General features: G+C 72.2%; 19 protein-coding genes and 1 pseudogene. 6 read left to right on the top strand and 14 right to left on the bottom strand.

Going from position 1 to position 23,366, the window contains the following annotated elements; all coding sequences use genetic code 11:
• The 3 genes and pseudogenes from ACZ60B_RS39750 to ACZ60B_RS39740 form a co-directional block, all read right to left on the bottom strand.
• Window positions 1-446 (bottom strand): annotated as a pseudogene (locus ACZ60B_RS39750) (hypothetical protein); the annotation flags it as partial.
• A 110-nt stretch (window positions 447-556) separates the two neighbouring features.
• A complete protein-coding gene (locus ACZ60B_RS39745; RefSeq protein ID WP_469396173.1) occupies window positions 557-784 on the bottom strand; it encodes a chaplin in 228 nt (75 codons plus the stop codon).
• A gap of 350 nt (window positions 785-1,134) precedes the next feature.
• The gene (locus ACZ60B_RS39740) at window positions 1,135-1,545 is read right to left on the bottom strand and encodes a rodlin (protein ID WP_469396170.1); all 411 of its coding nucleotides are present in this window, start codon (window positions 1,543-1,545) and stop codon (window positions 1,135-1,137) included.
• A 213-nt stretch (window positions 1,546-1,758) separates the two neighbouring features.
• Between ACZ60B_RS39740 and ACZ60B_RS39735 the strand changes: the two genes are divergently transcribed.
• Both ACZ60B_RS39735 and ACZ60B_RS39730 read left to right on the top strand, forming a co-directional pair.
• Window positions 1,759-2,166, top strand: a complete 408-nt coding sequence (locus ACZ60B_RS39735) for a rodlin (RefSeq protein ID WP_469396168.1) — start codon at window positions 1,759-1,761, stop codon at window positions 2,164-2,166.
• 277 nt (window positions 2,167-2,443) lie between these two features.
• Window positions 2,444-2,848: a rodlin gene (locus ACZ60B_RS39730; protein WP_469396166.1), complete on the top strand. Its 405-nt coding sequence runs from the start codon at window positions 2,444-2,446 to the stop codon at window positions 2,846-2,848.
• Between the two features lie 109 nt (window positions 2,849-2,957).
• On the opposite strand, the gene ACZ60B_RS39725 is transcribed toward ACZ60B_RS39730, so the two are convergent.
• From ACZ60B_RS39725 to ACZ60B_RS39710, 4 genes are all read right to left on the bottom strand, one after another.
• Window positions 2,958-4,493: a vWA domain-containing protein gene (locus ACZ60B_RS39725; RefSeq protein ID WP_469396163.1), complete on the bottom strand. Its 1,536-nt coding sequence runs from the start codon at window positions 4,491-4,493 to the stop codon at window positions 2,958-2,960.
• 165 nt (window positions 4,494-4,658) lie between these two features.
• Window positions 4,659-5,531 carry an ABC transporter permease gene (locus tag ACZ60B_RS39720; protein ID WP_469396161.1) on the bottom strand — a complete coding sequence of 291 codons (873 nt, stop codon included), beginning with the start codon at window positions 5,529-5,531 and terminating at the stop codon, window positions 4,659-4,661.
• Window positions 5,528-8,173: an alpha/beta fold hydrolase gene (locus ACZ60B_RS39715; protein WP_469396159.1), complete on the bottom strand. Its 2,646-nt coding sequence runs from the start codon at window positions 8,171-8,173 to the stop codon at window positions 5,528-5,530. The genes ACZ60B_RS39720 and ACZ60B_RS39715 overlap by 4 nt, the downstream gene beginning before the upstream one ends.
• Window positions 8,174-8,420: 247 nt before the next feature.
• Window positions 8,421-9,821, bottom strand: a complete 1,401-nt coding sequence (locus ACZ60B_RS39710; protein ID WP_469396157.1) for an APC family permease — start codon at window positions 9,819-9,821, stop codon at window positions 8,421-8,423.
• Window positions 9,822-10,204: 383 nt separating this feature from the next.
• Here ACZ60B_RS39710 and ACZ60B_RS39705 point away from each other — a divergent pair, with 383 nt between their 5' ends.
• Window positions 10,205-11,050: an SCO4651 family lipoprotein gene (locus tag ACZ60B_RS39705; protein ID WP_469396155.1), complete on the top strand. Its 846-nt coding sequence runs from the start codon at window positions 10,205-10,207 to the stop codon at window positions 11,048-11,050.
• Window positions 11,051-11,152: 102 nt separating this feature from the next.
• Here ACZ60B_RS39705 and mmsA read toward each other — a convergent pair whose 3' ends face one another.
• Genes mmsA through iolC form a run of 5 tightly spaced genes read right to left on the bottom strand, consistent with a single transcriptional unit; the run spans window position 11,153 to window position 17,411 of the window.
• A complete protein-coding gene (mmsA, locus tag ACZ60B_RS39700; RefSeq protein WP_469396152.1) occupies window positions 11,153-12,655 on the bottom strand; it encodes a CoA-acylating methylmalonate-semialdehyde dehydrogenase in 1,503 nt (500 codons plus the stop codon).
• Window positions 12,656-12,669: 14 nt separating this feature from the next.
• Complete coding sequence (gene iolD, locus ACZ60B_RS39695) at window positions 12,670-14,610, bottom strand: 3D-(3,5/4)-trihydroxycyclohexane-1,2-dione acylhydrolase (decyclizing) (RefSeq protein WP_469396149.1); 1,941 nt, start codon at window positions 14,608-14,610, stop codon at window positions 12,670-12,672.
• On the bottom strand, window positions 14,607-15,491 hold the full coding sequence (gene iolB, locus ACZ60B_RS39690; protein WP_469396147.1) for a 5-deoxy-glucuronate isomerase: 885 nt from the start codon (window positions 15,489-15,491) through the stop codon (window positions 14,607-14,609). Before iolB ends, iolD begins: the two co-directional genes overlap by 4 nt.
• A gap of 7 nt (window positions 15,492-15,498) precedes the next feature.
• Complete coding sequence (locus ACZ60B_RS39685) at window positions 15,499-16,383, bottom strand: Cgl0159 family (beta/alpha)8-fold protein (RefSeq protein WP_469396145.1); 885 nt, start codon at window positions 16,381-16,383, stop codon at window positions 15,499-15,501.
• A 59-nt stretch (window positions 16,384-16,442) separates the two neighbouring features.
• The gene (iolC, locus tag ACZ60B_RS39680; RefSeq protein WP_469396142.1) at window positions 16,443-17,411 is read right to left on the bottom strand and encodes a 5-dehydro-2-deoxygluconokinase; all 969 of its coding nucleotides are present in this window, start codon (window positions 17,409-17,411) and stop codon (window positions 16,443-16,445) included.
• Between the two features lie 122 nt (window positions 17,412-17,533).
• Between iolC and ACZ60B_RS39675 the strand changes: the two genes are divergently transcribed.
• Window positions 17,534-18,451, top strand: coding sequence for a sugar phosphate isomerase/epimerase family protein (locus ACZ60B_RS39675; RefSeq protein WP_469396140.1), 918 nt, complete (start codon window positions 17,534-17,536; stop codon window positions 18,449-18,451).
• 242 nt (window positions 18,452-18,693) lie between these two features.
• The gene (locus ACZ60B_RS39670; protein WP_469396138.1) at window positions 18,694-18,894 is read left to right on the top strand and encodes a helix-turn-helix transcriptional regulator; all 201 of its coding nucleotides are present in this window, start codon (window positions 18,694-18,696) and stop codon (window positions 18,892-18,894) included.
• Between the two features lie 61 nt (window positions 18,895-18,955).
• On the opposite strand, the gene ACZ60B_RS39665 is transcribed toward ACZ60B_RS39670, so the two are convergent.
• Both ACZ60B_RS39665 and ACZ60B_RS39660 read right to left on the bottom strand, forming a co-directional pair.
• Complete coding sequence (locus tag ACZ60B_RS39665; protein WP_469396134.1) at window positions 18,956-20,005, bottom strand: zinc-dependent alcohol dehydrogenase family protein; 1,050 nt, start codon at window positions 20,003-20,005, stop codon at window positions 18,956-18,958.
• Window positions 20,006-20,090: 85 nt separating this feature from the next.
• Window positions 20,091-22,298, bottom strand: a complete 2,208-nt coding sequence (locus ACZ60B_RS39660) for an MMPL family transporter (RefSeq protein ID WP_469396132.1) — start codon at window positions 22,296-22,298, stop codon at window positions 20,091-20,093.
• Between the two features lie 167 nt (window positions 22,299-22,465).
• Here ACZ60B_RS39660 and ACZ60B_RS39655 point away from each other — a divergent pair, with 167 nt between their 5' ends.
• Window positions 22,466-23,146 carry a TetR/AcrR family transcriptional regulator gene (locus ACZ60B_RS39655; RefSeq protein ID WP_469396130.1) on the top strand — a complete coding sequence of 227 codons (681 nt, stop codon included), beginning with the start codon at window positions 22,466-22,468 and terminating at the stop codon, window positions 23,144-23,146.
• Window positions 23,147-23,366: the final 220 nt, after the last annotated feature.

The following is a 23,366-nucleotide window of genomic DNA, read 5'->3' as shown; positions in this document are numbered from 1 at the left end:
TCCTTGTGAGACCCCTTCTCGGTGTCCTCGCGGGACCCGTACCCGGAGTCCTCCTTGGACCCGTACCCGGACTCCTCCTTGCGGGACCCGTACCCCAAGTCCTTGTGAGACCCCTTCTCGGTGTCCTCGCGGGACCCGTACCCGGAGTCCTCCTTGGACCCGTACCCGGACTCCTCCTTGCGGGACCCGTACCCGGAGTCCTCCTTGGACCCGTACCCGGAGTCGTCGTCGTGGGACGCGTCCCGCGGCTCCGACTGGTGTGCGCCCGACTCGTGGGCGCACAGGTCGCCGAACGCCGGGTCGAGCTCCGCGACCGCGACCGTGTCGCGGCAGCCGGAGGCGGACCCGCCCGCGTGCGCGTCGGCCAGGGCGGGACTACCGTAAAGGGACAGGATGCTCGTCGCGGCCGCGGCCGCGACCATTCCCCTGCTCAGGGACTGGCGCAATCTCGTGGTCTTCCTGCTCGAAGCGGAGTGGGAAAAGGCCGGCCCCGGGGCGAAGAGCCTTGGTCCAGGGCCGGCCTTGAGACAGCCGTGTTGCTGAGGTGACTACACCGTCAGTCGTTGTCGCAGACGCTGCCGCCGGCCGGGTTCAGCACGCCGATGACGTCGACGCTGTCGCCGCACAGGTTGAGCGGGATGTGGACCGGGATCTCGATCACGTTGCCGGACAGGAAGCCGGGGGAGCCGAGGGCCATGCCCCCGGCGTCCGCGTCGGCGAAGGCCGGAGCGGCCCCGCCCAGGGCCAGGAGCAGGCCGGCGACGACAGCGGCAGTCTTCTTCATGGAGTTTCCCTTCTCAGCGGTCATGTTCCTGTGACGGTCGAAAAACCGAGCGAGCGCAGTCGGAGCGGCTCGCACCATGACCCGCAGGCTGCAAACGAGAGATAGACAGCCAGGGAAACTACGGAACGTGGGCCGGCAGGGAATTCACTCGAACGCATCCAGATAATCGATGCACAGCATCCACCTGAGCGCAACTCTTCGCCCGAGCGGTGGAGAATGGTTTCGGCAGGAAACGAGCCCGGAATACCGAAAGCGCTCGGGCTGCCCGCAGGCGAAGCGGAACGGCCCGAGCGACCTTGGTGGGGGGGACCCGGACCGGACGGCGATTCAGGCGCCGTCCGGGACGGACGTCAGTGGTTGCCCACGCCGTTGTGCGCGAGGACCGGGATGTCGTCGACGATGTGCGACAGCGGCTCGTCACCCTTGGCCTGGGTGGAGTTCTCCGCGCACTGCTGGTTCTGCGGGGCCGAGAGGACGTTGAGGTCCTGGGCCGCGATCGGCAGCAGCACACCCAGCACCGGACCGACGTTGGCCTTGGCCGGCAGACCGACGCAGAGCTTGTTGAGCGAACTCTGGACGAGCGTGGCCTGCGGGCTCATGCTGCCCCGGGTCACGGAGTTGCCGAACTGCGAGGCCGCCAGGTTGCCGCTGGCGGAGTGGGTGCCGTCGTTGCCGGTGGCAAGCGCCTGCGGGGCGACCGCCGCGGACGCGCCGACGACGGAGGCGGCGATCGCCGCCGCAGCCATTGCCTTCTTCAGCATTTTGCTTCCTTTCCTGGCTTTCGGGCCAAGACGTGTGTTCCTGCCTCCGCAACAACCGCATTCACCGCGATTGGTTGCGGGCGTTCACCCAATGAGCGAAAAGTCTGTCCGGTGATAGGCCATTGGAGTGAATTCCAAGAACCAAGCAGGAGGGTTCCAGTTGTGCCGGGCAGCGCTCCGGTGGACGGGCGTTTCCTCAGAAGGGACTAGCAAGTGATCAAGAAGGTTCTGGCCTCTGCCGCGGTCGCCGCTTCCGTGGTCGGCGTCTCCGCCGCCGCCGCGCCGCAGGCACTGGCCACCGGCAACGACGGCACCTCGTCCGCCAGCGGCAACGGCGCCTACCAGGCGTTCGGCAACTCGGCGACCTACGGCAACATGAGCCCGCAGCTGGCCCTCATCCAGGGTTCGCTGAACAAGCCCTGCATCGGCCTGCCGGCCAAGGTCAACGCGGGCTCGCTCCTCGGCGTCGTCCCGATCTCGGTGCAGGACCTCAACGTCCTGTCCTCCCCGCAGAACCAGCAGTGCGTCGAGAACTCCACCCAGGCCAAGGGCGACGAGCCGCTGTCGCACATCCTGGACGACATCTCGGTGCTCGCGGGCAACGGCACGGGCAACCACTGAGCCCCCACAGCGTGATCCCGGGCTGCCGTCCTGAGCCCGGGGACTGATCTCCTCCGCGTCGAAGAGCGGGCCGCCGAACTCCCGGCGGCCCGCTCTCTCGCATGTCCGCTCACGTCCCCGGCCGTCCGCTCGGCGCGCCGGAGCGCGGGTCGGGGGCGCTCGTCAACTGATCGGACTGCGCTGGGCCGATCGGGTAACACATCGCAACCCGCGGCCCGGTCGGCCCGTTGACGATCACGCAGCTCCCCCTGGAGTCCGCCTTTCGAAGGGAAAGATCATGAAGAAGCTGTGGGCAACCGCGGCTGTCGCCGCTTCCGTTGCCGGTGTTGCGGCCGCGGCCGCTCCTCAGGCCATGGCCACCGGTAACGACGGCACCCACTCGGCGAGCGGCAACGGCGCCTCGCAGGCGTTCGGCAACTCGGCGACCTTCGGCAACATGAGCCCGCAGCTCGCGCTCGTCCAGGGCTCGCTCAACAAGCCCTGTGTCGGTCTGCCGCTCAAGGCCAACGTGGGCTCGCTCATCGGTGGGATCCCGGTCGCGCTCCAGGACATCAACGTCCTGTCCTCCCCGCAGAACCAGCAGTGCGTCGAGAACTCCACCCAGGCCAAGGGCGACGAGCCGCTGTCGCACATCCTGGACGACATCCCGGTCCTGTCGGGCAACGGCATGGGCAACCACTGAGTCGTAGGCTCCGCGCGGCGGGTCACCGGTTCCTCCGGTGGCCCGCCGCTTTGTCGTCCATGCGCCCCGGCGGCCGACCCGCGGACCGCGCCACGGGGAGTGCCCCGTGTCATCCGTCGAGCCCGGCCGCCCTCGCGATGCTCTCGCCGAGCTGCCGCACGTCGGCGTCCTCGGTGGTCGCCGCCAGCCGGGCGGCGCGCCTGCGCAGCTCGCCGAGGGACGGGGCGCCGGGCAGCGAGCTCCAGTGGTCGTCCCCCTTCCGGAGCGCGTCGGCGAAGTAGGCGGCGGTCGCGGCCACCTGGAAGCGGGGGCTCGCGCTCCACACCGAGCGGGCGAGGGAGCCGGTCTCCAACTGGCCGGACTCCTCGTGCGGGGCGCGGGTGGCGGGGTCGAGCCAGCGGACCGTGGCGGTGGCGAGGTGGCCGCCGGCGCCGTGCTTGAGCCGGACGGCGTACAGCGCGGTCACCGTGTGGCCGGGTCCGACCTCGCCCCCGTCCACGCGGTCGTCGCGGAAGTCGTCGTCGGCGACGCGCCGGTCGTCGTAGCCGACGAGACGGAACGCGGCGACCGTCCGGGGGTCGAAGGCGACCTGGGCCTTGGCGTCGCGGGCGGTGAGGTCGATGTTCTGCGGGAGCTGGTCGCAGAACACCTTGCGGGCGTCGTCCTCGTCCGAGACGTACGCGGTGTGACCGTCGCCCTTGTCGGCGAGGCTCTCCATCAGGGCGTCGCCGTACTCGCTGCCGACGCCGACGCCGAAGAGCGTGATGCCGTGCTCGCGGCGGGCGGTGGAGATCCGTTCCAGGATGGAGTCGGGGTCGGTGTCGCCGTTGTTGGCGAGCGCGTCGGAGATCAGCACCACCCGGTTGGTGGCCCCCTTGCGCAGTCCCTCGACCGCGGTGGCGTAACCGGTGCGCAGGCCCGCGCCGAGGTTGGTGGACTCCTGGGCCTCCAGTCCGTCGACCGCCCGGTGGACGCGGTCGCGGTGACCGCCGAGCCGGGTCATCGGCAGGACGGTCCGGGCCTCGTCGCTGAAGGTGACGAGGGCGACGGAGTCGTCGTCGCCCAGTTGGTCCGTCATCACGCCGAGGGACTCCTGGGCGAGGTCGAGCCGGCCCGGCTCCTCCATGGAACCTGAGACGTCGATGACGAAGGTGAGCGCGGCGGGCGGCCGTTCGCCTGCCGGGTCGGCGGCGCGGGTGGCGAGGCCGACGCGGACGAGGGACCAGTCGTCCTCGCCGGTGCGGGCGCCGTCGACGGTGACCGAGAAGCCGTTGCCCTCGGGCCGCTCGTAGTCCTGGCGGAAGCTGTTGACGAATTCCTCCGGGCGGACCGTCGACGGGTCGGGGCGGCGGCCCTCGGCGAGGGAGCGGCGGGCGTAACCGTAGGACGCGGTGTCCACGTCGAGGGCGAAGGTGGAGAGGTAGTCGGGCGAGGGGGCGATGTCACGGGCTTCGCCGTCGTCCCGCCCTTGTTCGCCGCCGCCCGAGGAGGGGGCGGGGGCCGGGAATCCGCCTTTCGAACCGTTCGAGCGGTCCGGGCCGTCCATGCTCCGGTCGTTGCCGGCGCCGCAGCCGGTGAGCAGCAGGCCGGTGGCGACCAGGGCGAGCAGTGCCCCGCGCGGCCGCCGTGTTCGACAAGTCCCCATCTCCCGTGCCCCCTACGGTCCTTGGCCGCCGCCCTCGGTGGACGGCGGCTTTCTGTGACTGTGACGGCGTGGGGCGCCGGAACGTGCGACACGGAGCGTTGCGGATGGATCTCGAACAGGGCACGACCGGGGCCCGTCGAGACCGGCGGGTGATCTTCCGGTGACCTAGGAGACCACGTCCTTGCGGGCGAAACCCCGGAAGGCCAGGGCGAACAGCACCAGGGCGTACGTTATCGACAGCGCCGTCCCCTGGATCATGCCGGACCACTCCGGGCGGGGCTGGATGGCGTCCGCCCAGGCGAACTGCCAGTGCGCGGGCAGGAAGTCGCGCCAGTCGCCGAGGGCGGTCACCGCGTCCAGGACGTTGCCGACGATGGTGAGGCCGACCGCGCCGCCGACCGCGCCGAGCGGTGCGTCCGTCTTCGTCGACAGCCAGAACGCCAGTCCGGCGGTGACCAGTTGGGACACGAAGACGTACGCGACGACGATCAGCAGGCGCTGCGCGGCGACGCCGGCGCCGAGTTCGCCGCCGGTGGGGATCTCCAGCGGGCCCCAGCCGTAGCGGGCCGTGCCGACGGCGAGGGCGACCAGCGGCAGCAGCACCATGGCGGCCAGACTGAGGCCGAGTCCGACCACGAGCTTGGACCACAGCAGGCGGGCGCGGGGCACCGGGGCCGCCAGCAGATAGCGCAGCGAGGACCAGCTCGCCTCCGAGGCCACGGTGTCCCCGCAGAACAGGGCCACCGGGATCACCAGCAGGAAGCCCGCGGAGACGAACAGGTTCACCGCGGCGAAGTTGGCGCCGGACGCGGTGGCCGTGTCCATCAGCGTGACCTGGTTGTTGCGGCCGCCGGGCTGTCCGCCGATGGCGAAGGCGACGGCCAGGACGAAGGGGAGGACGGCGAGGATCCCGCCCATGACCAGGGTGCGGCGCCGCTTGAGCTGGCGGACCAGCTCGACCCGCAGCGGCAGGGTGCGGCCCGCCCGGTAGCCGGGGGCGACCTCCGCGGGCTGCGTACGCTCGGTGAGCGTGCTCATGCGGAACCTCCGATCAGGGTGAGGAAGGCGTCTTCGAGCCGGCGGTGCGGGCCCACCGACTCCACCGGTACGTCGAGCCGGACGAGTTCGGCGACCAGGCGGCGTGCGCTGCCGTCCTCGTCGAGCCGGACCAGGAGTCCGTCGTCGGTGCGCACGGCCGAGGCGACGCCCGGCAGCGCGGCCACCTTCTCGACCACGGGCTCGTCGACGGGCGTGGCGGTGCCGACCAGCAGGGTGTCGCCGGAGCCGACGATGTCGCCGACCCGGCCCGCCTGGACGAGCCGGCCGCGGTCCATGACCACGAGGTGCGTGCAGGACTGCTCGACCTCCGCGAGGAGGTGGCTGGAGACGATGACCGTGCGGCCGGCGGCCGCGTACCGGATCATCACCTCGCGCATCTCGCGGATCTGGGGCGGGTCCAGACCGTTGGTGGGCTCGTCGAGGATGAGCAGGTCGGGCAGGCCGAGCATGGCCTGGGCGATGGCGAGGCGCTGGCGCATGCCCTGGGAGTAGGTGCGTACCGCGCGGGCGAGCGCGTCGCCCAGGCCGGCGATCTCCAGGGCCTCGTCCAGGTGGGCGTCCTCGGGCGGGCGGCCGGTGGCCGCCCAGTACAGCTCCAGGTTCTCCCGGCCCGAGAGGTGCGGCAGGAAGCCCGCGCCCTCGACGAAGGCGCCGACCCGGGACAGCACCGGCGCGCCGGGCCGGATCGCGTGGCCGAAGACGCGGATCTCGCCGCCGTCCGGGGTGATCAGGCCCATCAGCATGCGCAGGGTGGTGGTCTTGCCCGCGCCGTTCGGGCCCAGCAGGCCCAGCACCTGGCCCTGTTCCACGCGGAAGGACAGGTCCGAGACCGCGTACCGGTCGCTCGACTTGGCGTACCGCTTGGTCAGGCCGGTGATCTGGAGGGGGACCTCGGCCAGGGCGGGATCCGGGGCGGGGGCGGTGCCGCGTCGGCGGGCCGTCAGCAGCAGGGCGAGCGCGAGGGCGGCACCGGCCACGGGCAGCCACCACACCCAGGCGGGCAGCGCGGCGGGCGCGGTGGTGACCTGGGGGGCGGTGGGTACGTGCAGGTCGCTCTTGAGCGAGACGGTGTACGTCGCCGGGGCGGCCGGGGAGGCGTAGGCGAGGTCGGTCGAGGCGAGGACCAGGCGCAGCCGGTGGCCCTTCTGGACCTGGTGGTCGACGGCGGGGAGGGTGAGTGTCACGTCCTTGCCGGACCGGGCGCCCTCGACCCGGACCGGTGTCACGAGCTGGGCGGGCAGCACCTGCCCGGTGGCGCCCCCGCCGACGTCGTAGAGCTTGGCGAACAGCACGGCGTCGTCGCCGGTCGAGGTGACGTGGACGGTGACGGTCGGGGATCCGGTGACGGTGAGGTCGCGGGTCAGGGGCGCCGACTCGAAGGCGGCGTACTGGCCGGGGAAGTCGAGCGACACGCCGACCCCCAGGCTGGAGAGCTGGGCGAGTCCGCCGCCGGTGCCGAGGCCGGGCAGCGCGGAGACCGCGGGCGGGGTGGCGCCGGCGGGGTTGTCGAAGCGCTGCTCGCGGCCGGTCAGTGCGAGGGTCCGGACGCCGTTGTCCAGGCCGGGGTAGGTGTCCGCGCTCGCGCCCCGCAGCCGGGCGGCGCCGTCGGTGGAGTCGAGGCCTCCGGTGCGGGTGACGCGGAAGGCGGGGCCGGTGTCCGTGCCCTTGTCGTCCTTGAGCCAGCGGTCGAACCAGGTGGCGACGCGGGCCTGGACGCGGTCGTTCTCCCAGTCGCCGCCGTCGTGTCCACCGGCGATCCAGTCGACGTCGACCGGGGCGCCGTTGGCCCGGATGGCCTTGGCGGCTGCGTCGGCCTGGCCGAGCGGGAAGAGCGAGTCGGTCTGGCCCTGCACCAGCAGGGTGGGCACTTTGATGCGGGTGGCGACGGCGGCCGGGGAACGCTCCTGGAGCAGTTCGCGGGCCTTCGCGTCCGGTGTCCCCGACTCGGCCACGCGCTGGTACATCGCGCACAGGGTGGGTTCGAACCGGGCGCAGCCACCGCCGGTGTTGACGAAGATGCCGGCCCACAGCTTCTTGAACACGCCGTCGGGGAACAGGGCGTCGGCGAGGTTCCAGTAGGTGACGGCCGGGGCGATGGCGTCCACCCGGTCGTCGTACCCGGCGGCCAGCAGGGAGATCGCGCCGCCGTAGGAGCCGCCCGCGACGCCCACGCGCGGGTCGCCGGCCTTGTCGAGCCGGACCTGGGGCTGCCGGGCGAGCCAGTCGATCAGCTCGGAGACGTCGGCGACCTCGCCCTCGGGGTCGTTCAGCCCGATCCTGCCGGTCGACCGTCCGAAGCCGCGTGCCGACCAGGTCAGCACCGCGTATCCGTCGCGGGCCAGGTCCTCGGCCTGTCGGCGGACGTCGTCCTTGCTGCCGCCGAAGCCGTGCGCCAGCAGGAGGGCGGGGCGGCGGCCGGGGGTGGCGGTGGTGAAGTACGAGGTGTCCAGGTGCACGCCGTCCACGGCCAGGACCCGGTCGGCGCGGCGCACCGGGGGCGCGTCGTCGGAGGCGACGGCGGTCCATGTCCCGGCACCGGCGAGCACGACGACGGCGGCCGCGGCGGCCAGCAGCCGCCGCGGCTTCCGCAGCCCGCGCAACGCGGGCAGTCGAAGATCCATGCGTCAACGGTACGGTCCGCCACCGGCATCCGAAGCAGTCCCGGGTCGGAGCGCCCGGCCCTCCCCCGGGCGTACGGGGCCGGTGCCGCGTACCGCGAGCGTGGTACGCGGGGGCCGGCGGCCGGGTCTCCGGGGGCGCCGCGGGAACGACGTCGTCCTCGGCACCTGCCGGGGAGCGGGTGACGAGGACGACGGGACGTGCACGGGGGTGCCGCGGGACCGCTCGGGCGATCCCCCGGGGGACGGCTCAGGCCTGGGCGTCCTCCGGGATGGACACCAGCCAGCGGGTGTCGCGGCGCGGGCGCAGGTAGAAGGCCCAGTAGAGGGTGGCGACGGCGGTGATGCCGCCGGTCCACAGCAGGTACTCCGTCTCCTGCTGGGTGAGGACGTAGGCGAGGACGACGATGAGCAGGATCGGCATCGCGGGCCACAGCGGCATCCGCCAGGCGGGGGTGTGGCGGTGGTGGCCGCGCCGGGCGAGCAGCGCGGCGACCGCGACGAGCAGGTACATCGCGGTGACCGACACTCCGGTGACGCCGTAGAGGGTGTCGAGGTTGACGAAGCAGAGGGCCGCGCCGGGGACGCCCACCAGCAGCGTGGCGACCCAGGGGGAGCCGAACCGGCCGAGCCTGGACAGACCGTTGTTGACCGGCTCGGGCCACGCCTTGTCACGGGCCGAGGCGAACAGGACGCGGGAGTTCTGGATGACCATGACGATGCCCGCGTTGATGATCGCGAGGGCGACGCAGAGGCTGACGAAGGTGCCGACGGCCGAGTTGGACCAGGCGGTGACCATGCTGCTGATGTCGCCGCCGGTGAGTTCGCCGATGTCGGAGGCGCCCATGGTGATGGCGACGACCGGGACCAGGATGACGACGGTGGAGATGGCGAGGGTGGCCAGCACCGTGCGGGCGACGTTGCGCCGCGGGTTCTCCAGCTCCTCGGAGAGGTAGACGGCGGTGGAGAAGCCCTGGGTGGCGAAGAGGGCGATGGCGAGCCCGGAGATGACGAGCATGGCCGTGACGGCGTCGGTGTGCCCGCCGGACCCGGCGACCTGCATGGAGGTCAGGCTGCCGAGGCCCCGGTGGCTGTGCGTGAAGCCGAGGAGGGCCACCACACCGGCGGCGACGACCTCGAGGACCAGGAAGATGCCGGTGATCCAGGCGTTGGCGCGCAGGTCGAGCAGGCCGGCGAGGGTGGCCAGCAGCATCACGCCGGCGCCGGTCATGGCTGGGTCGAGGTGCACCAACGGGGCCAGGTAGTCGGCGGTGCCGATGGCGATCACCGGCGGGACGATCATGACCACCAGCAGGGACATCACGAAGACCAGCCAGCCCGCGAGGCGTCCGGCCATCGTCGAGACCATGGCGTACTCGCCGCCGGCGCTGGGGATGAGGGTGCCCAGTTCCGAGTAGCAGAACGCCACGGCGATACAGAGGAGGGAGCCGATGGCGATGGTGAGGGCGGTGGCGGTGCCGAGCGAGCCGAACAGATCGGGAATGACCACGAAGAGCGTGGACGCCGGGGTCACGCAGGAGAGCGTGAGCAGCGTGCCGCCGACGACTCCGATGGAACGCTTCAGTGTCCGGGGACCGCTGTCGGGGGCCTCGGTGACGTCGGGGGCGACAGGGCGGAGCGTGTCGGTCATGCGGCGGTTCCGATCGACTGGTGCGGGAACTTCGGGCGGGAGCGCTATCGCCTCCGGCGGCTCGCGTCGTACTTCTCTTCGTCCGCTCCCGATGCCCGCATGGAACCCCGACGAAAACCGGTGCGTCAATAGCTGTTTACCTACGGAATTCGTAGATCGAAGCCGCCATTGATCGCGGATACAGCACTTCTGCCGGACCCTTCCCCGCTTCAGGGCGATACGAGAATCGCAGCACACTCGTCAAAATCACGTGAAGACGTCCGGAATACGGACGCCCGAAACGTCCCGGTCCTGTCTCCGGACGGCAAATTGGGTCGCGGGACTGTCAGTGGGTCCCACTAGAGTCGACAGCACAGTCGAATCACAGCAACGGGTGGGGACAGATGAAGCTGAGGTACACGGCGGCCTGGGTGGGGTTCACGGCCGCCGCGCTGATGGCGACCTCCGCGTGCGGCGCGGGACAGACGGCCAAGAAGGCGGCCGACAGCGTCGCCGACAACTCCGACAAGATCATGGCGGCGCTCACCCGGGCGTCCGACCGCACCGAACAGCTCGGCTCGGCGCACGTGAAGATGTCCACCGACATGGGCACAGGCACCCCGGTCACCATGGAGGGCACCTACTCCTGGGGCGACGGGTTCGCCTTCGACACCGAGATGGACACCAAGGCCGCCCAGATGCAGCAGCTGACGTCCGCCCCGAAGATCCGCATGCTGTTCGTCGACGGTGCCTACTACTACGACGTCGACCCGCAGCCCTCCGGCCCGCTCAAGGGCAAGGAGTGGATGAAGGTCGACGCGTCGGCGGTCTTCGGCAAGCAGGGCGCGCAGGCGCTCAGCGGCAGCGGCGGCGGCAGCCCGTCCGCGTCCATGAAGGGCCTCAAGTACGCCAACGACGTCGAGAACCTCGGCACGGAGACCGTCGACGGGCAGAGCACGACCCACTACCGGGCCGTGGTCGACAAGGCGCACATGGGCAAGCTCAAGGACGCCTACGGCGACAAGGACAACCTCTTCGGTTCCATGACCGGCGGCGCCGAGTCCATCACCATGGACGTCTGGGTCGGCGCCAAGGACCTGCCCGTGCGCATGAAGCAGAAGTTCGGGACGGCCTCGGTCACCATGGACTTCGAGAAGTTCGGCGCCACGGCCGCGGTCAAGGCGCCGCCGGCCTCGCAGGTGGGCGACGTCACCGAGCAGATCAAGAAGGCCCAGTCGGCGCAGAACTGAACCCGGCACCGCGACGACGGGGCACCGCCCGGCACCGCGACGACGGAGCCCCGCCCTCCCGGTGCCGGGCGGGCGGGGCCTCGCGAGCCGTGGGGCTAGGGCTCAGTGGTTGCGCGGGAAGCCGAGGTCGACGCCCGAGGGGGCCTCGGACGGGTCCGGCCAGCGCGTGGTGACGACCTTGCCGCGGGTGTAGAAGTGCGTGCCGTCGTTGCCGTAGATGTGGTGGTCGCCGAAGAGCGAGTCCTTCCATCCGCCGAACGAGTGGTAGCCCACCGGCACCGGGATCGGCACGTTCACACCGACCATGCCCGCCTCGATCTCCAGCTGGAAGCGGCGCGCGGCACCGCCGTCCCGGGTGAAGATCGCGGTGCCGTTGCCGAAGGGCGAGGCGTTGATCAGCGCCACACCCTCCTCGTAGGTGTCCACGCGCAGCACGCACAGCACGGGGCCGAAGATCTCGTCCCGGTAGGCGTCGGACGAGGTCGGCACCCGGTCGAGCAGCGAGAGACCGACCCAGTGGCCGTCCTCGAAGCCCTCGACGGTGTACCCGGTGCCGTCCAGGACGACCTCGCAGCCCTGCGCCGCCGCGCCCGTCACATAGGAGGCGACCTTGTCGCGGTGGGCCTTGGTGATCAGCGGGCCCATCTCGGAGGACGGGTCGTTGCCGGGACCGATCTTGATCTTCTCGGCACGCTCGCGGATCTTGTCCACCAGCTCGTCGCCGATCGAGCCGACCGCGACGACGGCCGAGATGGCCATGCAGCGCTCGCCCGCGGAGCCGTAGGCGGCCGACACGGCGGCGTCGGCGGCCGCGTCCAGATCGGCGTCCGGGAGGACCAGCATGTGGTTCTTGGCGCCGCCCAGCGCCTGTACGCGCTTGCCGTTGGCGGCGGCCGTGGTGTGGATGTAGCGGGCGATCGGGGTCGAGCCGACGAAGGAGACGGCCTTGACGTCCGGGTGCTCCAGCAGACGGTCGACGGCGACCTTGTCACCCTGCACGACGTTGAAGACACCGTCCGGCAGTCCGGCCTCGGCGAGCAGCTCGGCGAGCTTCAGGGAGACCGACGGGTCCTTCTCGGACGGCTTCAGCACGAAGGTGTTGCCGCACGCGATGGCGATCGGGAACATCCACATCGGGACCATCGCCGGGAAGTTGAACGGCGTGATGCCCGCGACGACACCCAGCGGCTGCCGCAGCGAGGAGACGTCGACCCGGGAGGCCACCTCGGTCGACAGCTCGCCCTTGAGCTGCACGGTGATCCCGCAGGCCAGCTCGACGATCTCCAGGCCGCGCGCGACCTCGCCCAGCGCGTCCGAGTGCACCTTGCCGTGCTCGGCGGTGATCAGCTCGGCGATCTCGTCACGGTGCGCGTCCAGCAGGGCGCGGAACTTGAACAGGATCGCGGTCCGCTTCGCCAGCGACGAGGTGCCCCAGGTCGCCCAGGCGTCCTTCGCGGCGGCCACCGCCGCGTCCACCTCGTCGACCGTCGCGAACGCGACCTTCGTGGTGACCGCGCCCGTCGCCGGGTCGGTGACCGGCCCGAACGTACCCGACGCGCCTTCGACGGCCTTGCCGCCGATCCAGTGGTTGACGATCCTCGTCATGGCCAGTTGCTCCTTCACAGATGGCGGCGTCGGGTGGAGACGTGCCGTTCGTACAGCTCACGCGCCTCGACCGCCGACTTCCGGGTCGCGGTCTCGGCCACAGGTACATCCCACCAGGCCTGTGCCGGAGGCGGGCCCGACACTGTGTCTGCGGTTTCGGTCTCCACGTAGACACATGTGGGAGTGTCGGCGGCCCGCGCCCGCGCGAGGGCCTCGCGCAGTTCCCGGACCGTGCCCGCGCGCAGCACCCGCATGCCGAGGCTGGCCGCGTTGGCGGCGAGGTCGACCGGCAGCGGCGCCCCCGTGTAGGAACCGTCCTCGGGGGAACGTTCGCGGTACGCGGTCCCGAACCGCTCGGCGCCGACCGACTCCGACAGACCGCCGATGGACGCGTAGCCGTGGTTCTGCACGAGCAGCATCTTGATCGCGATGCCTTCCTGCACTGCGGTGACGATCTCGGTCGGCATCATCAGATAGGTACCGTCGCCCACCAGCGCCCACACCGGGCGGTCCGGCGCCGCGAGTTTCACCCCGATGGCGGCCGGGATCTCGTAGCCCATGCAGGAGTAGCCGTACTCCAGGTGGTACTGGTCGTGCGAGCGGGCCCGCCAGAGCTTGTGCAGATCGCCGGGGAGGGAGCCGGCCGCGTTGACGATCACGTCCGTCCCGTCGACGAGGGCGTCCAGCGCGCCCAGCACCTGTGCCTGGGTGGGCCGCAGGTCCGGCTCGGCGGCCTCGTAGCAGGCGTCGACGCGCGCCTCCCAGCGCTCCTTGCCTTCCGTGTACTCGTCGGCGTACGCCTTCGCCACCCGGTGGTCGTGCACGGCCAGGGCCTCGGTCAGCTCCTGGAGGCCGCTGCGGGCGTCCGCGATCAGGGGCAGCCCGCCGAGCTTGTGGCCGTCGAAGGCGGCGATGTTGAGGTTGAGGAAGCGCACCCCGTCGCCGGTGAACAGGGTGTGGGAGGCGGTGGTGAAGTCGGTGTACCGGGTCCCGACGCCGATCACCAGGTCGGCGCCGCGGGCGAGGTCGTCGGCGGTCGCCGTGCCGGTGTGGCCGACGCCCCCGACGTCCTGCGGATGGTCGTGGCGCAGGGAGCCCTTGCCGGCCTGGGTGGAGGCGACCGGGATGCCGGTGGCGGCGGCGAACTCGGCGAGCGCGTCCTCGGCCCGGCTGTGGTGGACCCCGCCGCCCGCGACCAGCAGCGGCCGGCGGGCGGCGCGGATCGCCCGGACCGCCTCGGCGAGCTCCGCCGGGTCGGCGCCGGGCCGGCGCACCGCCCAGGTGCGCTCGGCGAAGAACTCCCGCGGCCAGTCGTACGCCTCGGCCTGCACGTCCTGCGGCAGGGCGAGCGTGACGGCCCCCGTCTCCACCGGGTCGGTGAGCACGCGCATCGCCTGGAGGGCGGCCGGGATCAGCGCCTCGGGACGGGTGATCCGGTCGAAGTACCTCGACACCGGGCGCAGACAGTCGTTGACCGACACGTCGCCCGCGTACGGGACTTCGAGCTGCTGGAGGACCGGGTCGGCCACCCGGGTGGCGAAGGTGTCGCCGGGCAGCAGCAGCACCGGCAGATGGTTGACGGTGGCCAGCGCGGCCCCGGTGACGAGGTTCGTCGCGCCCGGACCGATGGAGGTGGTCACGGCGTGCGTCGACAGCCGGTTCGACTGGCGGGCGTAGCCGACCGCCGCGTGCACCATGGACTGCTCGTTGCGGCCCTGGTGGAACGGCATGGCGTCGGAGTGCTCGACCAGCGCCTGGCCGATCCCGGCGACGTTGCCGTGCCCGAAGATGCCCCAGGTCGCGCCGATCAGCCGCTGCCGGACGCCGTCCCGCTCGGTGTACTGGACGGACAGGAAGCGGACGAGGGCCTGCGCGACCGTGAGCCTCGTCGTCGGGGCGGGCGGGGGCGTCGACGCGGGCGAGGTCGGCGAAGTGGGCGAGGTCGGCGCGGTCATCGGTAGCCCCCTGTGCTGTCGACGTGGTCCGGGTGGAAACGGATCCGCCACTCCCGCGTCGCGCCCGGACCCGCCATGACGTTGAGGTAGTACATGGCGTGCCCCGGCTGGGCGACGGACGGGCCGTGCCACCCGTCGGGGACGAGTACGGCGTCGCCGGTACGGACCTCCGCGAGGACGTCGGATCCGCCCTCGCGGGAGGGGGACACGCGCTGGTAGCCGAACCCGTTCGGGCCGTCGATCTCGAAGTAGTAGATCTCCTCCAGCTCCGACTCCTCGCCGGGCCGGTGCTCGTCGTGCTTGTGCGGCGGGTACGAGGACCAGTTGCCGCCGGGGGTGACGACCTCCACGGCGATCAGCCGGTCGCAGTCGAACGCGTCGGCGGAGGCGAAGTTGCGCACCTGACGGGCGCAGGTGCCGCTGCCGCGCTGCTCGACGGGAACCTCCGGCGCGGGGCCGTAGCGGGCGGGGAGTCGTCGCTCGCACTTCGCTCCTGCCAGGGCGAAGCGGCCTCCCGCGCCGGAGGCGATCTGGACCTGGGCGTCCCGGGGCACGTAGGCGAAGTCGGAGACCCCGCTGAAAACGCTTTCCCTTCCCAGGAGTTGAAACTCTCTCCGCTCTGTCCGCACGGTACATCCGCCTTCCAGCGGAAGCACGATCCATTCACTTCCCGCACTGGTGAACGTATGCGTTCCGCCCGGTGTCAGCTCGACGACCCGCAGACTGCTGTACTCCCAACCGGCCCGCTCGGGGCCGATGTCGAGCACGTGCCGCGCGTCGGCGGTGCTGCCCCTGGGCACGTACAGCCGGTTGCCCGGCGTGGTGTTCGCCGCGGCGCTTGTCGGGGCGCTTGTCGTGGTGTGCGGCTCGTCGTCCGTCATCCGGCCCTCACAGCAGTCCTACGGCGGTGTCCACGGCGGCGGTCACGTCACCGTCCGCCGGGTAGAGCAGCGAGCGGCCGACCACCAGGCCCTGGACGGTGGGCAGTTGCAGGGCTCCGCGCCACTTCTCGTAGGCGGCGACCTGGTCCTCGACCAAGCCGCCGACCTCACCGCCGAGCAGGACGGCGGGCAGCGTGGAGGTCTCCATCACCCGGGCCATGTCGTCGGGGTTCTCGGTGACCGGCACCTTCAGCCAGGTGTAGGCCGAACTGCCGCCCAGGCCGGAGGCGATGGCGAGGGAACGGGTGACGGCGTCGGCCGACAGGTCGTTGCGGAGCCTGCCGTCGGGGGCGCGGCGGCTGATGAACGGCTCGACGAAGACGGGCAGTCGGCGCGCGGCCATCTCGTCGATGGCACGGGCGGTGGACTCCAGTGTGGTGAGGGAGCCCGGGTCGTCGTAGTCGATGCGCAGCAGCAGCTTGCCCGCGTCGAAGCCGAGGCGGTGGATGTCCTCGGGGCGGTGCCCGGTGAAGCGGTCGTCGAGTTCGAAGGACGCGCCCTGGAGGCCGCCGCGGTTCATGGAGCCCATGACGACCTTGTGGTCGAGGGCGCCGAGCAGGAGCAGGTCGTCGAGGATGTCGGCGGTGGCCAGGACGCCGTCCACACCCGGCCGGGACAGCGCCAGGCACAGGCGCTCCAGGAGGTCGGCGCGGTTGGCCATGGCGAGGCCGCGGCCGCCGGCGCCGAGGGCGCCGCGGGCCGGATGGTCGGCGGCGACGATCATCAGCCGGCCGCGGTCGCCGAGCAGCGGTCTGCGCCGGCGGCGGGCGGCGGCCTCGGCGATCCGCTCGGGGTGGCGGGTGCGGATGCGCACGAGCTCCGCGACGTCCACGCGCGCGTGCGCGACCCCGGCTCCGCCTTCGCGGTGGGCCTCTCCGACGCGGCCGGCCCTCACCGCACCGCCCCGGCGGTGAGCGCGGCGTCGATCTCGTCCGGGGTGGGCATCGCGGAGGAGCACTCCAGCCGGGAGGCGACGATGGCGCCGGCCGCGTTGGCGTACCGCATGGTCCGCTCCAGGTCCCAGCCGCTCAGCAGTCCGTGGCAGAGCGAGCCGCCGAAGGCGTCGCCGGCGCCCAGTCCGTTGAGGACGTCCACGGGCAGCGGCGGCACCTCGGCGCGGCCGCCCGCCCGGTCGACGGCGAGGACGCCCTCGGGGCCCTGCTTGACGACGGCGAGCTCGACGCCGGCCGCGAGCAGGGCGCGGGCGGCGGCGTGCGGCTCGCGCAGTCCGGTGGCGACCTCCACCTCGTCGAGGTTGCCGACGGCGACGGTGGCGTGGCGCAGCGCCTCGGCGTAGAAGGGGCGCGCGACGGCGACCGGGTCGCTCCCGTCCGCGCCCTTCCAGAACATGGGGCGCCAGTCGAGGTCGAAGACCGTCGTACCGGCCCGGGCGCGGTGGGCGAGGGCCGCCAGGGTCGCCGTACGGCTCGGTTCCTCGCTCAGGCCGGTGCCGGTGATCCAGAAGACGCGCGCGTCGCGGACGGCGTCGAGGTCGAGATCGTGGGCGCGGATCTCCAGGTCGGGCGCCTTGGGCTGCCGGTAGAAGTACAGCGGGAAGTCGTCCGGCGGGAAGATCTCGCAGAAGGTGACCGGGGTCGGCAGCCCGGGGACGGCGGTGACCCAGCGGTCGTCCACGCCGAAGCCGCGCAGGGCTTCGTGCAGATAGACGCCGAAGGGGTCGTCGCCCGTCCGGGTGATCACGGCGGTGCTCCGGCCGAGCCGGGCCGCGGCGACGGCGACGTTGGTGGCGGAGCCGCCGAGGAACTTCCCGAAGGCCGACACCTGAGCCAGGGGCACGCCCGCCTGCAACGGATAGAGGTCCACTCCGATCCGCCCCATGGTGATCAGGTCGTACGCCATCGGCTTCCCTTCGCTTCGGCTCCTCCCGGTTGTAGTGCCGGACCCCGAGCCCTGTCAATGTTTTGTCCGGACATTCGGACCAGTGCTTGACACCCGTCTGCCGGAACCGCACGCTGACGGCCATGACTTCGTTGTCGCCGCAGTCCTCACTCTCCCGTATCCGGATCGGTTCGGCGCCCGACTCATGGGGTGTCTGGTTCCCGGACGACCCGCGGCAGGTGCCGTGGCGGCGCTTTCTCGACGAGGTCGCCGACGCGGGTTACGAGTGGATCGAGCTGGGGCCGTACGGATATCTGCCGAGCGATCCGGCCGTGCTCGCCGAGGAGACCGCGCGGCGCGGCCTGAAGGTGTCGGCCGGGACCGTCTTCACCGGCCTGCACCACGGTCCGGACGTGTGGGACCGGACCTGGGCGCACGTCTCGGACATCGCGGCGCTGACCCGGGCGATGGGCGCCGCCCATCTGGTCGTCATCCCGTCCTTCTGGCGGGACGACAAGACCGGCGAGGTGCTGGAGCCGGACACGCTGACACCGGGGCAGTGGCGCGATCTCACCTCGCTGACCGAACGGCTGGGGCACGAGGTGCGCGAGCGGTACGGGCTGGAGATCGTCGTCCACCCGCACGCCGACACCCACATCGACAGCGAGGAGAACGTCACCCGCTTCCTCGACGGCACCGACCCCGAGCTGGTGTCGCTGTGCCTGGACACCGGGCACTACGCCTACTGCGGCGGCGACAGCGTCAAGCTGATCGAGACCTACGGCGAGCGCATCGGGTATCTGCACCTGAAGCAGGTCGACCCGGAGGTCCTGGCGGAGGTGCGGGCGCGGGAGATCCCGTTCGGACCCGCCGTGGCCCGCGGTGTCATGTGCGAACCCCCGTCCGGCGTGCCCGCCCTGGGGCCGGTGCTGGAGGCGGCGCAGAAGCTGGACGTGGACCTCTTCGCGATCGTCGAGCAGGACATGTACCCGTGCGAGCCGGACCGGCCGCTGCCGATCGCCCGGCGGACCCGGGCGTTCCTGAGGTCCTGCGGGGCGTGAGCCCTCCGGGCGGCTCCCCTCCCCCCGGAGGGCTATTGCTTCACCTCTGTCACAAATGCCTCTGGCATGTCACAGATGTCGCGTGTACGCGGGTTTCCCGTCACACCCGGTCGACGGACGGGTCCGGGTCGTCACTGCGCGTCGTTCACGGGACACAGGCTCGTGATCGCCAGCGCAGCGCCCGGCTCCCCAGACGGCCACCCCCCGGCCGCCGCTGCGGCGCGCGCAGGGAGGTGCAACCCATGACCGACCGAAGGCTCTGGTCGTACAAAGAGATCGCGGCGCACATCAAGGTGCAGCCGGACACCGTACGGTCCTATCGCAAGCACGGACTGCTGCCCCCGCCCGATCATGTGGAGAGCGGGAAGCCCTACTGGTACACGGAGACCGTACATACCTGGGTCGCGTCCAGGCCCGGCAACCGGGGGCGGAGAGCGGACTGAGCGACCGGCCGGGTCCGCTCGGGCGGACCCGGCCGGCTGTGCCCCGCCCCGGGTGGTCCGGTCAGCTCCACGGCTCGATGACCGTGACCCCGGCGCCCGAGGCAGCCGGTGTCCCCATCGCGGCGAGCGCGTCCGGCGCCGCGTCCAGCGGGATCGTCGCCGTCACCAGCAGGTCGGGGCGCAGGACGCCCGCACCGACCAGCCCGAGCATCGCGGGATAGGCGTGCGCGGCCATGCCGTGGCTGCCGAGCAGTTCCAGCTCCAGGGCGACGGCGCGGGCCATGGGGACGGGGGTCGTGCCGTCCGCCGACGGCAGCAGGCCGACCTGCACGTGCCGGCCGCGGCGGCGCAGACCGTTCACCGAGGCCGCGCAGGTGGCCGGGGAGCCGAGGGCGTCGAGGGAGAGGTGGGCGCCACCGCCGGTGAGCTCGCGGACCGCCCGCGCCGGATCCGCCGTACGGCCGGCGTCGACGCACTGTGCCGCGCCGAACTTCCGGGCCAGGTCGAGGGCCCCCGGCGCCACGTCGACGGCGACGACCCGCGCCCCCGACGCGGCCGCGATCATCACCGCCGACAGGCCGACGCCTCCGCAGCCGTGCACCGCGACCCACTCCCCCGCCGCCACCCGGCCCTGCTGCACCACCGCCCGGAACGCCGTCGCGAACCGGCAGCCGAGCGAGGCCGCGGTGGCGAAGGACATTCCCTCGGGGACGGCGACCAGGTTCACGTCGGCGTGGTCCAGGGCCACGTACTGGGCGAAGGAGCCCCAGTGGGTGAAGCCCGGCTGGGTCTGGCGCTCGCACACCTGCTGCTCCCCCGCAGCGCAGGCCGGGCAGGTGCCGCACGCGCAGACGAACGGGACGGTGACCCGGTCGCCGGGACGCCAGGCGGTCACCCGGGGGCCCACCGCCTCGACGACACCGGCGAGTTCATGGCCGGGCACATGCGGGAGGGTGATGTCCGGGTCGTGGCCCCGCCAGCCGTGCCAGTCGCTGCGGCACAGCCCGGTGGCCGCCACCCGCACCACGACCCCGTGCTCGGCGGGGCGCGGATCGGCCACCTCCCGTACCTCGGCCGCTTCGCCGTACCGCTCGAAGACCACAGCCCGCATGTGCCCGCCCCTCTTCCGCTTCCGCCGGGTCCGGGCCGCCCCGGGGCCGACCGCCCCGGGGCTCCCGCGCCGCCTCGGCGGAACGTTATCCGGGCACGCCGGCCCTGTCCCGGTCCGGCAGGGGCCCGACGGCCTCCGCGGACTCCCCCTCGCTCAGTCCGAACCGCTGGTGGAACCGGCGCAGCGGGGCCGGCGCCCACCAGGTCGCACGGCCCGTGAGCCGCATGATCGCCGGGACCAGCAGGCTGCGGACGACCATGGCGTCCATCAGCACCGCCAGCGCGATGCCCAGCCCCAGCATCTTGGTGTTGGTCACCCGGGAGGTGCCGATGGCGACCATCACCACGGCGAGGATGACCGCGGCGGCGGTGATCAGGCCGCCGGTGCGCTGGAGGCCGTGCCGGACCGCCTCGCGGTGGTCGCCGGTGTGGTCGTACTCCTCCTTGATGCGGGAGAGCAGGAACACGCCGTAGTCCATGGAGAGGCCGAAGGCCACGCAGAACATCAGGACCGGCAGGGTGGTCTCGATGGATCCGGTGGCGGTGAAGCCGAGCGGACCGGAGAGGTGGCCGTCCTGGAAGACCCAGACCACCGCGCCGAACATCGCCGTCAGGCTGAGCGCGTTGAGCAGGACGGCCTGGACCGGGATGAGCACGCTGCCGGTGAGGAGGAAGACCAGCAACAGGGTGACGACCGCGATGAACGCGACCGCCCAGGGCAGGCGCTCGGCGAGCGCGTGCTTGGAGTCGACCAGGACCGCGGCCGTGCCGGTGACCTTGGTGCCGAACGGGGCGTCCAGCGCGCGCAGGTCGCCGACCAGCCGCTGGGCGGCGTCGTCCACCGCCTCGCCCTTCGGCAGCACCGTGAAGTACGCCGAGTCGCCCCGCACCAGGGGGCCGTCGACCCCCGCCACCTCCGGCAGGGCGGCGATCCGCTCCTTGTAGGCGGTGTACTGCGGCTGGGTCGCGGCGCCCTCGGCGAGGATCTCCAGTCCGCCGCCGGGGTTGCCCGGGAAGTCGTCGCGGATGTGCTGCTGCACGGCGTGGGACTCGGCGGTGGTGGGCAGCTGGCGGTCGTCCGCGGTGCCGAACTTCACGCCCAGGAAGGGCAGGCCGAGCAGGACGAGGACGGCCGTGGTGGCCAGCGCGAAGAACGGGGCGCGGCGCATGACCAGGGTCGCCGTGCGGGCCCAGGCCGTGCCCTCCTCGCCGGAACTCCTCGGGGTCCGGCCGCGGCGCAGCAGCCGGCGCAGGTCGAGCGAGTCGACCCGGTGGCCGAGCAGGACCAGCGCGGCCGGGAGCAGGATCAGGGCGGCCCCGGCGGCCAGCAGCACCACCGCGATGCCGGCGTAGGCGAAGGAGCGCAGGAAGTACTGCGGGAAGACGAGCATCGCCGCCAGGGACACGGCGACCGTGAGCGCGGAGAACAGGACCGTGCGCCCGGCCGTGCGCAGGGTGGTGGCGACGGCGGTCAGCGGTTCGGCGCCGGTGGACAGTTCCTCGCGGAAGCGGCGGACGACGAACAGGGCGTAGTCGATGGCCAGGCCCAGGCCGAGGGCCGTGGTGAGGTTCATCGCGAAGACCGAGACGTCGGTGAACTCGGACAGACCGCGCAGCACCGCGTTGGTGCCGAGGATCGCGACGATGCCGATGCCGAGCGGCAGCAGGGCCGCGACCGCGCTGCCGAAGACCATCACCAGCAGCACCAGGGTGATCGGCAGGGCGATCATCTCGGCCCGGGTCAGGTCCTCGCGGATGATCGTCTGCATCTCGTGCCGCACGGCGACGATGCCGCCGACCTTCACCGTCAGCGGGCCCCGGGCTCCCCGGTAGGAGGGCGCGATGCGGTCCAGGGTGTCGCCCATCGCCTTCTCGTCGCCCGTGATGTGGGCGGCGACCAGCGCCTCGTGGCCGTCCTCGGCGCGCAGGGCCGGTGCCTTCGAAGCCCAGTAGGAGCCGACGCCGGTCACGCCCTTCTCCCGGGCCAGCCGCGCGGTGAGGCGGTTCGCCTCGGCGGCGACGGCCGGGTCGTCCACCGAGGCGGCGCCGGTGTCTATCAGCAGCAGGAGGTTGGGCTGGGAGCCGGGGAACTCGCGCTCCAGCGCCTTCGTCGCGTAGGTCGACTGCGCGTCCGGGTCCTCCCAGCCGCCGCTGCCCAGCCGGTCGGCGACCCCGCTGCCGGCCAGCACGGCGAGCACGGTGAGCACCAGTGCGGCCAGCAGCGACAGCCGTGGGCGCGCGGTCACGAGACGCGTCCATCCTCCGACGCGGGGTGGCCTGTTGACTTCGGTCATTGTGCGGTGTCCCCTTCACCGTGATCCGTGATCCGTGCTGTACGCAGGCAGGAGCATGGGTCGGTCATTGCCATAGACTGACAAACACGAGACATCGCTCGCGTTTCTCCAGAATGCGAGCGACCACTCGCGTTTGTCAATCGCGTGCCGAGAGCTGGGGATAACGCGTGCCCGACAAGTCCGACACCCCGGAGCAGGGACGGCCCCCCGAGCAGGGGCAGCCGCGCCGCCGACAGGCGCGCGGCGAGCGCCGTATCGCCCAGCTGCTCGAGGCCGCGGCCAGCGTCTTCTGCTCGACCGGGTACACGGCCGCGAGCACCAACGCCATCGCCCGCGAGGCAGGCGTCTCGCCCGGCACGCTCTACCAGTTCTTCCCGAACAAGGAAGCGATCGCCATCGAGCTGGGCGACCGGCTCATGCACGAGATGCGCGAGACCTACGGCGAGGCTCTCGCCCCGGTCGACCCCGCGACCCCGCTGGAGGACGCGGTCGGCGCCGCCGTCGACCGCTTCATCGCGTTCAACTGCGACCATCCGGTGTTCTTCGCCCTGATGCACGGCCCCGACATCCCCGGCCGGATCACCGAGGAGCACGACGCGCTGCACGCCACCCTGCTCGCCCGGATCGAGGGCCTGCTCTCCTCGTTCCTGCCGGACGCGGCGCCGGCCGACCTGTCCCGCACCGCGCACATGTGCCTGGGCCTGTACAAGGCGGGCCTGGAGCTGGTCCTCGGCCACGAGGGCGCCGAGCGCGCCGCGTACGTCCAGGAGCTGAAGCACGCGCTGAGCCGGTATCTCGCCCCGCTGGTCGGCGACCGGCTCGGCCACCCCGCGACCCCGGCCTCCTGACCGGGGGCCGCCCGTCCCTCCGCCTCCACCCCGCCGCGACCGGGCCACTTCCCCGTCCCGGCCGGGCCGGGACGCCGGTCACCGCCCCGCCCCGCCCCGGCAGGGCCACCGGCCGCCGACCAGGAGCCGCCGGTCCAGTCACCGCCGAGGCCGTCCCCGACCGTCCCCGACCGTCCCGCTCCGCTCGCCGACCCGCCCGGGCCCCTCCTGGATTCATACC

The sequence above is a fragment of the Streptomyces sp. NPDC104096 genome (genome assembly GCF_055584385.1).
Note: the sequence above shows the minus strand (reverse complement) of the source record. Positions and strands in the feature narration are given on the sequence as shown.

Bases quoted from the DNA above. Each gene is read 5' to 3' on its own strand.
- ACZ60B_RS39720 (WP_469396161.1), bottom strand. From the start codon at position 5,531: ATGAGCACGCTCACCGAGCGTACGCAGCCCGCGGAGGTCGCCCCCGGC.
- mmsA (WP_469396152.1), bottom strand. From the start codon at position 12,655: ATGACGAGGATCGTCAACCACTGGATCGGCGGCAAGGCCGTCGAAGGC.
- iolB (WP_469396147.1), bottom strand. From the start codon at position 15,491: ATGACGGACGACGAGCCGCACACCACGACAAGCGCCCCGACAAGCGCC.
- ACZ60B_RS39665 (WP_469396134.1), bottom strand. From the start codon at position 20,005: ATGCGGGCTGTGGTCTTCGAGCGGTACGGCGAAGCGGCCGAGGTACGG.
- ACZ60B_RS39725 (WP_469396163.1), bottom strand. From the start codon at position 4,493: ATGGGGACTTGTCGAACACGGCGGCCGCGCGGGGCACTGCTCGCCCTG.
- ACZ60B_RS39660 (WP_469396132.1), bottom strand. From the start codon at position 22,298: ATGACCGAAGTCAACAGGCCACCCCGCGTCGGAGGATGGACGCGTCTC.
- ACZ60B_RS39745 (WP_469396173.1), bottom strand. From the start codon at position 784: ATGAAGAAGACTGCCGCTGTCGTCGCCGGCCTGCTCCTGGCCCTGGGC.
- ACZ60B_RS39675 (WP_469396140.1), top strand. From the start codon at position 17,534: ATGACTTCGTTGTCGCCGCAGTCCTCACTCTCCCGTATCCGGATCGGT.
- ACZ60B_RS39715 (WP_469396159.1), bottom strand. From the start codon at position 8,173: ATGGATCTTCGACTGCCCGCGTTGCGCGGGCTGCGGAAGCCGCGGCGG.
- ACZ60B_RS39705 (WP_469396155.1), top strand. From the start codon at position 10,205: ATGAAGCTGAGGTACACGGCGGCCTGGGTGGGGTTCACGGCCGCCGCG.
- iolC (WP_469396142.1), bottom strand. From the start codon at position 17,411: ATGGCGTACGACCTGATCACCATGGGGCGGATCGGAGTGGACCTCTAT.
- ACZ60B_RS39730 (WP_469396166.1), top strand. From the start codon at position 2,444: ATGAAGAAGCTGTGGGCAACCGCGGCTGTCGCCGCTTCCGTTGCCGGT.
- ACZ60B_RS39740 (WP_469396170.1), bottom strand. From the start codon at position 1,545: ATGCTGAAGAAGGCAATGGCTGCGGCGGCGATCGCCGCCTCCGTCGTC.
- ACZ60B_RS39710 (WP_469396157.1), bottom strand. From the start codon at position 9,821: ATGACCGACACGCTCCGCCCTGTCGCCCCCGACGTCACCGAGGCCCCC.
- ACZ60B_RS39670 (WP_469396138.1), top strand. From the start codon at position 18,694: ATGACCGACCGAAGGCTCTGGTCGTACAAAGAGATCGCGGCGCACATC.
- iolD (WP_469396149.1), bottom strand. From the start codon at position 14,610: ATGACCGCGCCGACCTCGCCCACTTCGCCGACCTCGCCCGCGTCGACG.